General features: G+C 66.2%; 12 protein-coding genes and 1 tRNA gene. 5 read left to right on the top strand and 8 right to left on the bottom strand.

Annotated features, from left to right (window positions below; all coding sequences use genetic code 11):
• Positions 1–36: 36 nt before the first annotated feature.
• Together AWC17_RS20765 and AWC17_RS20770 are read right to left on the bottom strand one after the other, a co-directional pair.
• Positions 37–633 (bottom strand): HdeD family acid-resistance protein, encoded by a 597-nt coding sequence (locus tag AWC17_RS20765; RefSeq protein ID WP_141224700.1) that lies wholly within the window; start codon positions 631–633, stop codon positions 37–39.
• Between the two features lie 28 nt (positions 634–661).
• Positions 662–1,990 carry an adenylate/guanylate cyclase domain-containing protein gene (locus tag AWC17_RS20770; RefSeq protein ID WP_046182915.1) on the bottom strand — a complete coding sequence of 443 codons (1,329 nt, stop codon included), beginning with the start codon at positions 1,988–1,990 and terminating at the stop codon, positions 662–664.
• Between the two features lie 198 nt (positions 1,991–2,188).
• On the opposite strand from AWC17_RS20770, the gene AWC17_RS20775 reads away from it, so the two are divergent.
• Complete coding sequence (locus tag AWC17_RS20775; RefSeq protein ID WP_046182916.1) at positions 2,189–2,383, top strand: hypothetical protein; 195 nt, start codon at positions 2,189–2,191, stop codon at positions 2,381–2,383.
• 405 nt (positions 2,384–2,788) lie between these two features.
• Here the strand turns inward: AWC17_RS20775 and AWC17_RS20780 are convergent.
• Positions 2,789–2,865: transfer RNA gene (locus AWC17_RS20780), tRNA-Leu, on the bottom strand.
• A 115-nt stretch (positions 2,866–2,980) separates the two neighbouring features.
• Between AWC17_RS20780 and AWC17_RS20785 the strand changes: the two genes are divergently transcribed.
• A complete protein-coding gene (locus AWC17_RS20785) occupies positions 2,981–3,595 on the top strand; it encodes an ANTAR domain-containing response regulator (RefSeq protein ID WP_141224701.1) in 615 nt (204 codons plus the stop codon).
• Between the two features lie 105 nt (positions 3,596–3,700).
• On the opposite strand, the gene AWC17_RS20790 is transcribed toward AWC17_RS20785, so the two are convergent.
• Together AWC17_RS20790 and AWC17_RS20795 are read right to left on the bottom strand one after the other, a co-directional pair.
• Positions 3,701–4,909 (bottom strand): lipid-transfer protein, encoded by a 1,209-nt coding sequence (locus AWC17_RS20790; protein WP_167385609.1) that lies wholly within the window; start codon positions 4,907–4,909, stop codon positions 3,701–3,703.
• The gene (locus tag AWC17_RS20795) at positions 4,906–5,394 is read right to left on the bottom strand and encodes a Zn-ribbon domain-containing OB-fold protein (RefSeq protein ID WP_046182918.1); all 489 of its coding nucleotides are present in this window, start codon (positions 5,392–5,394) and stop codon (positions 4,906–4,908) included. The genes AWC17_RS20790 and AWC17_RS20795 overlap by 4 nt, the downstream gene beginning before the upstream one ends.
• A 134-nt stretch (positions 5,395–5,528) precedes the next feature.
• On the opposite strand from AWC17_RS20795, the gene polA reads away from it, so the two are divergent.
• From polA to coaE, 3 genes are all read left to right on the top strand, one after another.
• Positions 5,529–8,189: a DNA polymerase I gene (gene polA / locus AWC17_RS20800; RefSeq protein WP_197083373.1), complete on the top strand. Its 2,661-nt coding sequence runs from the start codon at positions 5,529–5,531 to the stop codon at positions 8,187–8,189.
• Between the two features lie 207 nt (positions 8,190–8,396).
• Positions 8,397–9,842, top strand: coding sequence for a 30S ribosomal protein S1 (rpsA, locus tag AWC17_RS20805; RefSeq protein WP_046182920.1), 1,446 nt, complete (start codon positions 8,397–8,399; stop codon positions 9,840–9,842).
• A gap of 12 nt (positions 9,843–9,854) precedes the next feature.
• Positions 9,855–11,069, top strand: coding sequence for a dephospho-CoA kinase (gene coaE, locus AWC17_RS20810; RefSeq protein WP_046182921.1), 1,215 nt, complete (start codon positions 9,855–9,857; stop codon positions 11,067–11,069).
• On the opposite strand, the gene AWC17_RS20815 is transcribed toward coaE, so the two are convergent.
• The 3 genes from AWC17_RS20815 to AWC17_RS20825 are packed head-to-tail and all read right to left on the bottom strand — an operon-like array spanning position 11,049 to position 12,930.
• Positions 11,049–11,483, bottom strand: coding sequence for a hypothetical protein (locus AWC17_RS20815; RefSeq protein WP_046182922.1), 435 nt, complete (start codon positions 11,481–11,483; stop codon positions 11,049–11,051). The two genes, coaE and AWC17_RS20815, sit on opposite strands and share 21 nt — an antisense overlap.
• A 17-nt stretch (positions 11,484–11,500) precedes the next feature.
• Complete coding sequence (gene ligD / locus AWC17_RS20820) at positions 11,501–12,505, bottom strand: non-homologous end-joining DNA ligase (RefSeq protein ID WP_082122922.1); 1,005 nt, start codon at positions 12,503–12,505, stop codon at positions 11,501–11,503.
• Positions 12,487–12,930, bottom strand: coding sequence for a ribonuclease FAU-1 family protein (locus tag AWC17_RS20825; RefSeq protein ID WP_046182923.1), 444 nt, complete (start codon positions 12,928–12,930; stop codon positions 12,487–12,489). Before AWC17_RS20825 ends, ligD begins: the two co-directional genes overlap by 19 nt.
• Positions 12,931–12,937 lie beyond the last annotated feature (7 nt).

A 12,937-nucleotide genomic window follows, 5' to 3' on the forward strand; every position in this document is an offset into this window, starting at 1 on the left:
AGTAGAAGGGTTGGGGCGGCGCTACCGAGAGCCGCCTCAGCCGGTCAGGGTCTTCGAAGCCTTCCGGATGCCGAAGGACGACACGATTTCGAAGATGCCGAGGATCACGAACCAGACCCCGACCACGAGCGCCAGCGTGACAATGGATTCGAGCGGCGACGCGAGGACGACGATGCCGGCGAGCAGACTGATCACGCCGATGAAGATCGCCCATCCACGCCCCGGCAGAAGCGGGTCCTGGATGGCCGAAACCGTCGTGCCGACCCCGCGGAAGATGAATCCGATGCCAATCCATATGGCCAACAACAGGATTGCGTAACCCTGACCGAAATGGCGAAACGCCAACAACGCCAGGATGAGTGATGCGGCGCCGCTGATGAACAACAGGATCCGGCTTCCCGCCGAGACATGCAGGCTGAAAGCGAAGAACACCTGTGCGGCGCCGGTGATCAGCAGATAGACACCGAAAAAGATGGCCGCGACCAGGACGGTTCGTCCGGGCCAGGCCAGGATCAGGACGCCGAGGACCAGCGATAGGAATCCCGATAGCAGAGTGGATTTCCACAGGTGCGGCAACAACCTTGGAACAGGGGCGGATCCAGGTGTAGTTTGCATGGCCGCAGTCTGACACAAACGCCGCCCTGGGTATAGGGCACTTCGGCTACACGTGGGCGGTGCGCGAATCCTCTGCCAGCAGATCGGTGGTTTCCTCGGCCGCCTTGCGCCCGAGCAGATACCAGGTGCGCATGAGCCCTTTGCCTTTGACGTCGATGTGGCCGCGCTCCTGCAGCACGAAGTCGTCCTTGAGGCGCTCGTACATGGCCTCGGGCACCTGAATTCGGCCGACCGAGTCGGTGGATTCCATCCGGGACGCGACATTGACCGCGTCACCCCACACGTCATAGAAGAAGCGCCGGGCACCCACGACACCGGCGACCACCGGTCCGCACGCCATGCCCACCCGCAGGGGGACCGCGTTGCCGTGCGGATCCTTCAGTCCGGCCGCAACATTGGCCATGTCGAGCGCGAAGTCGGCGAGCGCCTGGGCATGGTCGGACCGGGGGCGCGGCACCCCGCTGACCACCATGTAAGAGTCGCCGCTGACTTTGATCTTCTCGAGTCCGTGCTTGTCCAAGAGTGCGTCGAAGGCGCTGTACAACCGGTCGAGGAAGCGCACCAGGTCGGCCGGCGCCGTGCTGCTGGCCCGCTCGGTGAATCCGACGATATCGGCGAACAGGACGGAGGCGACGTCGTACTTGTCGGCGATGACGTTGCGGTCCGGCTCCTTGAGCCGCTCGGCGATGCTGGCCGGCAACATGTTGGCCAGCAGCGCCTCCGAGCGCTCGTACTGCGCCTCCATCACGGCCTCCGCGCGCGCGGTGTCACGCAGGGCGAACCACACCGTCACGACCACCATCACGACGCTGGAAACCGTCGTGACGATGAAACCGGTCGACTGGGCCCAGGCCGGCTGCAGCCCGGTGTCGCGCGGGATCAGGAATTCGACGGCGACGATCAGGCCGGCGGCGACGGCGGCTAGCCCGGACGCCAAAACGATGTGTTCGATGCCCAGGAGCAGCACGACAATGCAGGCGCCCACCAGGAAGAAGAACTGAGCACCCGATCCGGTGCCGACGTCCACGCAGCTGGCGAAGACCGACACGTAGGCCGCGCCCATAAAGGTAAGCGGGGCAACCAGTTCGCCGAATCGCTGCAGCCATGGCACCATCGCAAAGACCATTGCGCCGAGGATGTTGATCGAGCTGACCTGCCACAACCACGTCCCGCCGAGGATCTGCACGAGCACAAAGCTCACGCTGACCATGACGGCCAGCCACGCGGTGATGGTGAGGATCCGGGCCCGGCGCGCGGCGCTGGCCGCGTAGTGCTGATTGCGGTCGCGCGTCTGCGCCCGCACCGCTGCTACGCAGTCCGGGCGACTCGAGGAGCCATCTGACACGGGTGGGGCGCCACACTTCTTAGCCGCCACGTTGAAAGCGTAACCGCTGAGCTCGCGTTTGTCGGCCGCGTTCCGCGATGGATCAGGCTCTCACCGCGCCGGCGGGGAAATCGCTTCATTTCCGATACCGCGGATTGCGCGAAAGTTTGGAAAATTCTTGGAGTGGCTATTTAGCATGTGTTTGATCGGGCTATTTCATGCGTGTTCCTCTGGATTTAGGGGTGCGTTATGGCGGTCTTGCGGAAGCTCGGCCTGGTGTGTCTCTTTGCCTTGAGTACTGCCTTCGCGAGCGGCTGCAGTGCGGGCTGTGGCCAGCCCGAGTGGCTGCTCAAGGTGGCCGGCGATTCGATCGGGAACGACGCCACGGGACTGAATGCCTCTGCCTCGAACCAGGTCTGCATCACCCGATCATTCGGCGACTGAACCGACTGCACCTCTCGGTCGGTGTCCTCGGTGAGGTTCAGCCTGGGTGTGTTGCGAATCGGTTCCGGCGCCGTCGCCGCGTTATCGAAAGAAGTATGAATTCACCATGTATCCGTCGCGCGTTGCTGAATGCAACGCTTTCGTATTATTGCCTGCCTGCAGTGTATTAAATAGGGCGAATTCATACCTTTTGCACGTATCTCGGCGAAATAACAGACTTACGGTTGGCCGAGGCCCCCATAGGGCCGCTACTTCAGTACCGAAAAGCCGTCCAGTGGCTCCTGACCCGTTCGCGGCGTGGCAGCCAGGATGCCGGGCCAGCAACACGCGGATGCCATCGAAGTGAGACGAAAGGCCGGTACGCCCCCAAGGGGCAGCTGTTTGCCACCGTTCAAACGGTGTCTGTGGTGCCCTCGGTGGGATTCGAACCCACACTGGACGGGTTTTGAGTCCGTTTCCTCTGCCAGTTGGGATACGAGGGCTTACTCGGCCTCCTACCTTAGAGGCAGCCACTCACCATAGAGGATTTGGTGTGCTCGCCCCGTCTCACCGCCCCCGAGGTCGCTGGCCTCACGCGTTCACGACACAATGTCCGTCATGACAGGCCCCACGACCGACACCGACGCCGCTGTGCCGCGCCGGGTCCTGATCGCTGAAGACGAAGCGCTCATCCGAATGGACCTCGCCGAGATGCTCCGAGAGGAGGGTTACGAGATTGTCGGGGAGGCCGGCGACGGACAGGAAGCCGTCGAGTTGGCCGAACAACATCAGCCCGACCTGGTGATCATGGACGTGAAGATGCCACGCCGCGACGGGATCGACGCGGCGTCCGAGATCGCCAGCAAGCGCATCGCACCGATCGTGGTGTTGACCGCGTTCAGCCAGCGCGACTTGGTCGAACGGGCCCGTGATGCCGGGGCGATGGCGTACCTGGTGAAGCCGTTCACGATCAGCGACCTGATTCCGGCGATCGAGTTGGCGGTCAGTCGCTTCGCCGAGATCACCGAGCTGGAACGCGAAGTGGCGACGCTGTCCGAGCGGCTGGAGACCCGCAAGCTCGTCGAACGCGCCAAGGGCCTGCTGCAGACCAAACAGGGCATGACCGAGCCCGAGGCGTTCAAGTGGATTCAGCGCGCCGCCATGGACCGGCGGACCACCATGAAGCGCGTCGCCGAAGTCGTCCTGGAAACCCTCGACACACCCGACGAGTAGCGCTCGGCCGTCGAGTGTGAGCTGGCGGCTTTCAGTGTGAGCTCAGGGCGACGACACGCCGAACGGGCCCGCCGTGGTTGCACACTCGGCGCGCGGCTGAGAGTCCTAGCGGGCCACGATCACCGACGAGCCGTGCCCGAACAGGCCTTGGTTGGCGGTGACACCGACCGTGGCGTTCTCCACCTGCCGGCCGGTCGCCTGGCCGCGCAGCTGCCAGGTCAGCTCGCAGACCTGCGCGATGGCCTGCGCGGGGATGGCCTCGCCGAAGCAGGCCAGCCCGCCGGATGGGTTGACCGGGACCTTGCCGCCGATGGTGGTTGCGCCGCTGCGCAACAGCGCCTCGGCCTCACCTCTGGGGCACAGCCCGAGGTGCTCGTACCAGTCGAGCTCCAGCGCGGTGGACAGGTCGTAGACCTCGGCGAGGCTGACATCCTCGGGCCCGATGCCCGCCTCGGCGTAGGCCGCATCGAGGATCTGATCCTTGAACACCCGCTCCGGCGCGGGCACCGCGGCGGTGGAATCCGTTGCGATGTCCGGCAATTCGGGCAGATGCTGCGGGTAGCGGGGGGTGACCGTGCTGACCGCGCGCACCGACGGGACGCCGTCGAGCGAGCCGAGGTGCTTGCGGGCGAACTCGGCGCTGGCCACGATCAGGGCCGCCGCACCGTCGGAGGTGGCGCAGATGTCGAGCTGTCGCAACGGGTCGGCTACCACCGGGCTGGCGAACACGTCGTCGGCCGAGGCTTCCTTGCGGTAGCGGGCATTCGGGTTCTGCAGGCCGTGCCGGGAGTTCTTCACCTTTACTTGTGCGAAGTCGTCGGCCGTCGCGCCATAGAGGTCCATCCGGCGACGCGCCAGCAGCGCGAAATACACGGGGTTCATCGCGCCGATCAAGTGGAACCGCTGCCAATCGGGATCGTTCTTGCGTTCCCCGCCGACGGGAGCGAACGCGCCCTTGGGCGTGGTGTCCGCACCGATGACCAGCGCGACGTCGCAAAAACCGGCCAGGATCTGCGCCCGCGCGCTTTGCAGCGCCTGGGAACCGCTCGCGCAGGCGGCATAGCTCGAGCTGACCGGCACGCCGTTCCAGCCCAGCTTCTGGGCGAATGTCGACCCGGCGATGAAGCCCGGGTAACCGTTGCGGATGGTGTCCGCGCCGGCGACCAACTGGATCTGCCGCCAGTCCAGCCCGGCCTCGGCCAGCGCGGCGCGCGCGGCGACCACCCCGTATTCGGTGAAGTCGCGGCCCCACTTGCCCCAGGGGTGCATTCCGGCGCCCAGGATGTAGAGCGGCTCGGGCGTACGCATCTTCATCGGCGCCGCTCCTCCTCATCGCTACGTTCTGCATCGTCGCCGGCGGATGCGATCCTCCACGCGTGCACGATGCGCTGCACGCCGTCGTCGTCGGTGAACAGCGGCATGGTGGTCAGCTCCATCTTCATGCCGACCTTCAAATTGGCGGCCAGCGTGCCCTCGACCACCTTGCCCAGCACGATGAGCCCCTCGTCGGCCAGCTCGACCGCGGCAATGGCGAACGGCTCGAAGGGATCCGGGGCGGGGTAGGGCGGCGGTGGTGGATACCGGTTCTCGGTGTAGCTCCACAGCGTTCCCCGGGTCGACAAGGCGACGGACTCTAGTCTGTCGCTGGCGCAGCCCGGGTTGGGACAGTTGTTCTCGCGCGGCGGGAAAACGTAGGTGCCGCACTCGGGGCACTTGCTGCCGATCAAGTGGGCGCTGCCGGCTTCGTCGGTGGCGAACCATCCGTCGATCGCGGGTTCTTGGCTGGTGACCTCTGGCACTCGGCCAGACTACCCAGCCCGAATACAAAACTGAAACGTGTTGCAGTTCTGCGGCAGCGCCTAGCTCGTCGGTCGGGGTGCCTAGAGTGATAGCCGTGCCCGTCGCGACCGAGGAACAAACCAAGCCGACACTGATGTTGCTCGACGGCAATTCGCTGGCCTTCCGCGCGTTCTACGCATTGCCCGCCGAGAACTTCAAGACCCGCGGTGGCCTGACCACCAACGCGGTGTACGGCTTCACCGCGATGCTGATCAACCTGTTGCGCGACGAGGCCCCGACGCACATCGCCGCGGCGTTCGACGTGTCCCGGCAGACCTTCCGCTCCGAGCGGTACCCGGAGTACAAGGCCAACCGGTCGTCGACGCCCGACGAGTTTCACGGCCAGATCGGCATCACCAAGGAAGTGCTGAACGCGCTGGGCATCACGGTGCTCGCCGAGGAGGGCTTTGAAGCCGACGACCTCATCGCGACGCTGGCCACCCAGGCCGAAAACCAGGGCTACCGCGTGCTGGTGGTGACCGGGGACCGGGATTCACTGCAGTTGGTCAGCGACGACGTCACCGTCCTCTATCCGCGCAAGGGTGTCAGCGAACTCACGCGGTTCACGCCCGAGGCCGTCGTCGAAAAGTACGGGTTGACGCCCACGCAGTACCCCGACTTCGCCGCCCTGCGTGGCGATCCCAGCGACAACCTGCCCGGCATTCCCGGCGTCGGGGAGAAGACCGCGTCCAAGTGGATCGCCGAATATGGCTCGCTGCAAGGGCTGGTCGACAACGTCGACTCGGTGCGCGGCAAGGTCGGCGACACGCTGCGGGCCAATCTGGCCACCGTGATCCGCAACCGCGAGCTCACCGATCTCGTCAAAGACGTGCCGCTGGCGCAGACCCCGGACACGCTGCGCATGCAGCCGTGGGATCGCGACCACATCCACCGGCTCTTCGACGACCTGGAGTTCCGGGTGTTGCGCGACCGGCTGTTCGACACCCTGGCCGCCGTGGAGCCCGAGGTCGATGCGGGTTTCGACGTGCGCGGTGGCGCGCTGCAGGCCGGTGAGCTGGCCGTGTGGTTGGCCGAGCACAGCTCGGGCAAGCGGTTCGGCCTGGCCGTCGTCGGCACCCACTTGGCCTACGACGCCGACGCCACCGCGCTGGCCATCGTGTCCGCCGACGGTGAGGGCCGCTACATCGACACCTCGGCGCTGGATCCCGACGACGAGGCGGCGCTGGCGTCCTGGCTGGCCGATCCGGGTCCGCCCAAGGCGCTGCACGAAGCCAAGCTGGCGATGCACGACCTCGCCGGCCGGGGGTGGACGCTGGCCGGCGTCACCTCCGATACCGCGCTGGCCGCCTACCTGGTGCGGCCCGGGCAGCGCAGCTTCTCCCTCGAGGACCTGTCGCTGCGCTACCTGCGTAGGGAGCTGCGCGCGGAAACACCTGAACAGCAACAGCTTTCGCTACTCGACGATTCCGACGGGACGGACGATCAGGCGGTGCAGACGCTGATCCTGCGGGCCGTGGCGGTGCTGGATCTGGCCGACGCGCTCGACGAGGAGCTGGCCCGCATCAACTCCACGTCCCTGCTGGGCGGCATGGAGTTGCCGGTGCAGCGGGTGCTGGCCGGGATGGAACACACCGGCATCGCAGTCGATTTGGATCTGCTCGGCGAGCTGCAAAGCGATTTCGCCCACCAGATCCGCGACGCGGCCGAAGCGGCCTACGCGGTGATCGGCAAGCAGATCAACCTGGGCTCGCCCAAACAGTTGCAGACGGTGCTCTTCGACGAGCTGGACATGCCAAAGACCAAGCGCACCAAGACCGGATACACCACCGACGCCGACGCCCTGCAGTCGCTGTTCGACAAGACCGGTCATCCGTTCCTGCAGCACCTGCTCACCCACCGCGACGCCACCCGGCTCAAAGTGACCGTCGATGGATTGCTGAACTCGGTGGCCTCCGACGGGCGCATCCACACGACGTTCAACCAGACCATCGCGGCGACGGGCCGGCTGTCCTCGACCGAGCCGAACCTGCAGAACATTCCGATTCGCACCGAGGCCGGCCGGCGGATCCGCGACGCATTCGTGGTGGGTGACGGCTACAGCGAGCTGATGACCGCCGACTACAGCCAGATCGAGATGCGGATCATGGCGCACCTGTCGCGCGACGAGGGCCTCATCGAGGCCTTCAACACGGGCGAGGACCTGCATTCGTTCGTCGCGTCGCGGGCATTCGGCGTGCCGATCGAAGAGGTCACCGCCGAGCTGCGCCGCCGGGTCAAGGCGATGTCGTACGGGCTGGCCTACGGGCTGAGCGCGTACGGGCTGTCGCAACAGCTGAAGATCTCCACCGAGGAGGCGAAGGAACAGATGGACGCCTACTTCGCCCGGTTCGGCGGGGTGCGCGACTACCTGATGAACATCGTGGAGCAGGCCCGTAAGGACGGATACACCTCGACGGTGCTGGGCCGCCGCCGTTACCTTCCCGAGCTGGACAGCAGTAACCGCCAGGTGCGGGAGGCCGCCGAGCGGGCGGCGCTCAACGCCCCCATCCAGGGCAGCGCCGCCGACATCATCAAGGTGGCGATGATCGAGGTCGACAAGGCGATCAAAGAGGCCGGACTGAAATCCCGCATGCTGCTGCAGGTGCACGACGAACTCTTGTTCGAAATTGCGCCCGGCGAGCGGGACCGGGTCGAGGCGCTGGTACGCGAGAAGATGGGCGGCGCCTATCCGCTCGACGTCCCGCTGGAGGTTTCGGTGGGTTACGGCCGCTCATGGGATGCGGCAGCTCATTGACCGGCGCATTACTCGCCGACGGTGATCTGACGGCGAAGAAATTGGCGCGAAATTCGCGCTGCCGTCACTTTCGTCGCGGGCAAATAGCCGGGGTGGCGCAGGTGGCGCGCCGCCCGGGTTTGGCCAGCGTGTACGCAGTCGAGTAACCTCAATGGGTAAATCCCAGATTTGTCCCTACGACCCAACCTGTCCGGAGCAACCCACCACATGCCGAGTCCCACCGTCACCTCGCCCCAAGTAGCCGTCAACGACATTGGCTCCAGCGAGGATTTTCTTGCCGCAATAGACAAAACGATCAAGTACTTCAACGATGGCGACATCGTCGAGGGGACGATCGTCAAAGTGGACCGGGACGAGGTGCTCCTCGACATCGGCTACAAGACCGAGGGCGTCATCCCCGCCCGCGAGCTCTCCATCAAGCACGATGTCGACCCCAGCGAGGTCGTTTCCGTCGGTGATGAGGTCGAGGCCCTTGTTCTCACCAAGGAGGACAAAGAGGGCCGCCTGATCCTGTCCAAGAAGCGCGCGCAGTACGAGCGCGCCTGGGGCACCATCGAGGCGCTCAAGGAGAAGGACGAGGCCGTCAAGGGCACCGTCATCGAGGTGGTCAAGGGTGGCCTGATCCTCGACATCGGCTTGCGTGGCTTCCTGCCCGCGTCGCTGGTCGAGATGCGTCGGGTCCGCGATCTGCAGCCGTACATCGGCAAGGAGATCGAGGCCAAGATCATCGAGCTGGACAAGAACCGCAACAACGTGGTGCTGTCGCGCCGGGCCTGGCTCGAGCAGACCCAGTCCGAGGTGCGCAGCGAGTTCCTGAACCAGCTGCAGAAGGGCGCCATCCGCAAGGGTGTCGTCTCGTCCATCGTCAACTTCGGCGCGTTCGTCGACCTCGGCGGTGTGGACGGCCTGGTGCACGTCTCCGAGCTGTCCTGGAAGCACATCGACCACCCGTCGGAGGTCGTCCAGGTCGGTGACGAGGTCACCGTCGAGGTGCTCGACGTCGACATGGACCGCGAGCGGGTTTCGTTGTCGCTCAAGGCGACTCAGGAAGACCCGTGGCGGCACTTCGCCCGCACGCACGCCATCGGCCAGATCGTGCCCGGCAAGGTCACCAAGCTGGTGCCGTTCGGCGCGTTCGTCCGCGTCGAGGAGGGCATCGAGGGCCTGGTGCACATCTCCGAGCTGGCCGAGCGCCACGTCGAGGTGCCCGACCAGGTGGTTGCCGTCGGCGACGACGCGATGGTCAAGGTCATCGACATCGACCTGGAACGCCGCCGGATCTCGTTGTCGCTCAAGCAGGCCAACGAGGACTACACCGACGAGTTCGACCCGGCGAAGTACGGCATGGCCGACAGCTACGACGAGCAGGGCAACTACATCTTCCCCGAGGGCTTCGACGCCGAGACCAACGAATGGCTCGAGGGTTTCGACAAGCAGCGCGCCGAGTGGGAGGCCCGCTACGCCGAGGCCGAGCGCCGGCACAAGATGCACACCGCGCAGATGGAGAAGTTCGCCGCTGCCGAGGCGGCCGGGCACGGTGCCGAGCAGTCGTCGGGCAACGGCGGCGCGCGCGAGGAGAAGGCGGCCGGTGGGTCGCTGGCCAGCGACGCCCAATTGGCCGCTTTGCGGGAGAAGCTCGCCGGCAACGCCTGATAGCAGTCACCCATGCTGCGTATCGGGTTGACCGGTGGCATCGGCGCCGGCAAGTCGGCGCTGTCGGCCACCTTCGCGAAATGCGGTGCGGTCATTGTCGACGGCGACGTCATCGCGCGTGAGGTGGTCCAGCCGGGCACCGAGGGACTGGCTTCCCTGGTCGAAGCGTTCGGTGAGGACATCCTGCTTCCCGACGGGTCGCTGGATCGTCCCGCGTTGGCCGCCAAGGCCTTCCGGGATGACGAGGCGCGTCAAAGGCTAAACGGCATCGTTCACCCGCTGGTCGGCAAACGCCGCGCCGAGATCATCGCCTCGGTGCCAGAGGATTCGGTTGTCGTCGAAGACATTCCGCTGCTGGTGGAATCGGGGATGGCGCCGCTGTTCCCGCTGGTGGTCGTGGTGCACGCCGACGTCGAGGTGCGGGTGCGACGGCTGGTCGACCAGCGCGGCATGCCCGAAGAGGACGCCCGCGCCAGGATCGCCGCCCAGGCCAGCGACGAACAGCGCCGTGCCGTCGCCGACATCTGGGTGGACAACTCCGGCAGCCCGGAGGACTTGGTGCAACGGGCCCATGACGTGTGGGACAACCGGATAGTCCCCTTCGCGCACAACCTGAGCCAGCGCCAAGTCGCGCGGGCGGCGGCACGGGTGGTGCCGCCCGATCCGAGCTGGCAGGATCAGGCGCGGCGGATCGTCAACCGGTTGAAGACCGCCTGTGGCCACCGGGCGATTCGCGTGGACCACATCGGTTCTACCGCCGTGCCGGACTTTCCCGCCAAGGACGTCATCGACATGCAGATCACCGTCGAATCTTTGGCGGTCGCCGACGAACTCGCCGAACCCCTGCTGGCCGCCGGCTACCCCCGCATCGGGCGCATCACCTCCGACGTCGCACGGCCCGATGCTCGCAGCGCCGTCGACCGCTACAACCACAGTGACGATACGGCGTTGTGGGACAAGCGGATTCACGCGTCAGCGGATCCGGGTCGCCCGACCAACGTGCACATCCGGGTGGATGGCTGGCCCAATCAGCAGTTCGCCCTGTTGTTCGTCGCCTGGCTGTCGGCCAACCCCGAGGCGCGGGCCGACTACCTGTCCCTCAAGCAGTCAGCCGAAACTCAGGCCGGCGGCGACACCGCGGCCTACGTCGACGCCAAGGAGCCATGGTTCCTGGACGCCTACCGGCGCGCATGGGAGTGGGCCGATTCAACCGGATGGCAGCCCTAAAAGGTTTGGAGTTGCGCCGCACTGCAGCGCACCGCTGTTGGGGTCGGAATTTCCGGGTGCGGGTTTGACGAACTGGTCGGCCTGGGTGAAAACGTTGTCGTCGACGTCGATCTCGCAGTGCACGTTCGCCGAGTATGGGAAATGAAGCACAATCCGTATACCGGCTTGCTGCGGGTCGGGCAGCACCGTGTTGGCCTCGAATGCGTTGCCGGGCATGGACGGAAGGTTCGTGGTGTTCGTCTGCCCGCCGTTGATGATGAAGGTGGCCTGGCTACCGGTTGTCAGCGCGTCGATCCTGGCGCGGTAGGTGATGTTGTGCAGGTCCGCCCGCGCGGTCGCCGGACTCAACTGGGAGCCAACGGCGATCATCGTCACCGCGGTGATCGGCAGCAGCCTGCGGCCGGTGCAGCTCATGGTTGCTGACATTACGCTCAGCGCGATTCCCGCACCACGTCGGCGGCGGCCTTGTCGGTGCGGAGGCCGAGGTAGCGCGGGTGGCGCAGCTTTCCGTCGCGGGTCCACTCGGTGAAACCGATCTGGACCACCAGTTGCGGGCGCGCCCAATGGGCGCCGGCTTCCCGCACCAGACCGCGGGTGAAGGGCGGCGTGCCCTGTGTGATCGCCGACAGCCGCTCGTGCAGGCGGTGCAGCGTTGCTTCGTCGAAGCCCGTGCCCACCTTGCCGGCATAGACCAGGTCGCGGCCGTCGTAGTAGCCCAGCAACAGCGCACCCAACTCGACCCGGCTGCCCCTGGGGCTGGTGTAGCCACCCACCACGAACTCCTGGTCCCGCACGCACCTGAACTTCAACCAATTCTTCGACCGCGCGCCGTCATATCGCGACTCGGCCAGCTTCGCGATCACCCCTTCGTCGCCGCGTTCACAGGCCGCGCGGTAGGCGGCGAGGCCGTCCTCGACCCGGTGCGGGGTGTAGCGCAGCGGGTCGCCGAATTCAATCGCATTGCGTAGCAGCCGCTTACGCCAGATCAGCGGTGCGTCGAGGGTGGACTTGCCGTCGAGGTGCAGCAGGTCGAAGAGGTAGTAGAAGACGCGGACCGGTGATGCGCGGGCCACCGCGGGGTCGGTGATGCCCAGGCGGCCCTGCAGCCGGGCGAAGCTGGTGCGGCGCCCCTCGAACGCCACCACCTCGCCGTCCAGCACGAAGCGTGTGGTGTGCTGCGCGGCAAGCGCGTCGACGAGTTCTGGATACGTCCCGTTGAGCGGCTGGCGATTTCGCGACAACAGCCGCACCCGGTCGCCGTCACGAAACGCCAGGCAGCGCATCCCGTCGAACTTGCGCTCGAAGATCCACCGCGGATCGGAGAACCGCTTGTCGGTCAGGGTGGCCAGCGTGGGGGATCGCCAGTCGGGCACTGGCTCGTCGTGCAGCGCCTCGCGCACCGCCGCGGGCAGACCCGCTACCAGGTCTCGCGCCACGTCAGCTCCATCCCGTGGCCGGCCAGCCAGCGGGAAAGGTCATAGCCGTTGCGGGCCAGCCCCGCTACGGCGTCCACGGCGCGCCGCACCGCCTGCTCGGCAACCTCCGGGGTCAACAAGCCGTGGCGGACGGCATCCAGGAGCTCGTCGACGTCGGTCAGGTCCGCGCCGTCGCCGGTGCGCACCTCGATGTCGAGGTAATGATCTTCGGAACGCCAGACGTCGGGGCCCGGCGTGTATTCGCCCACGTCGAGGTAGTAGTCGTGGTCGCGTTCATAGCCCGGATTGAAGTGAAAGACCGTGGCGCGCAAGCCGAGCGACGGCAGCAGCCACGACTCGAGGTAGTGGAACTGCACGCGGCCGGGAGTGGGCCGGGCTACGTAGAGGCCCCACGGGTGGACGGCATAGTCGTCCACGGCCCGCACGATGCCT

Source organism: Mycobacterium nebraskense, assembly GCF_002102255.1.
Lineage (GTDB): Bacteria > Actinomycetota > Actinomycetes > Mycobacteriales > Mycobacteriaceae > Mycobacterium > Mycobacterium nebraskense.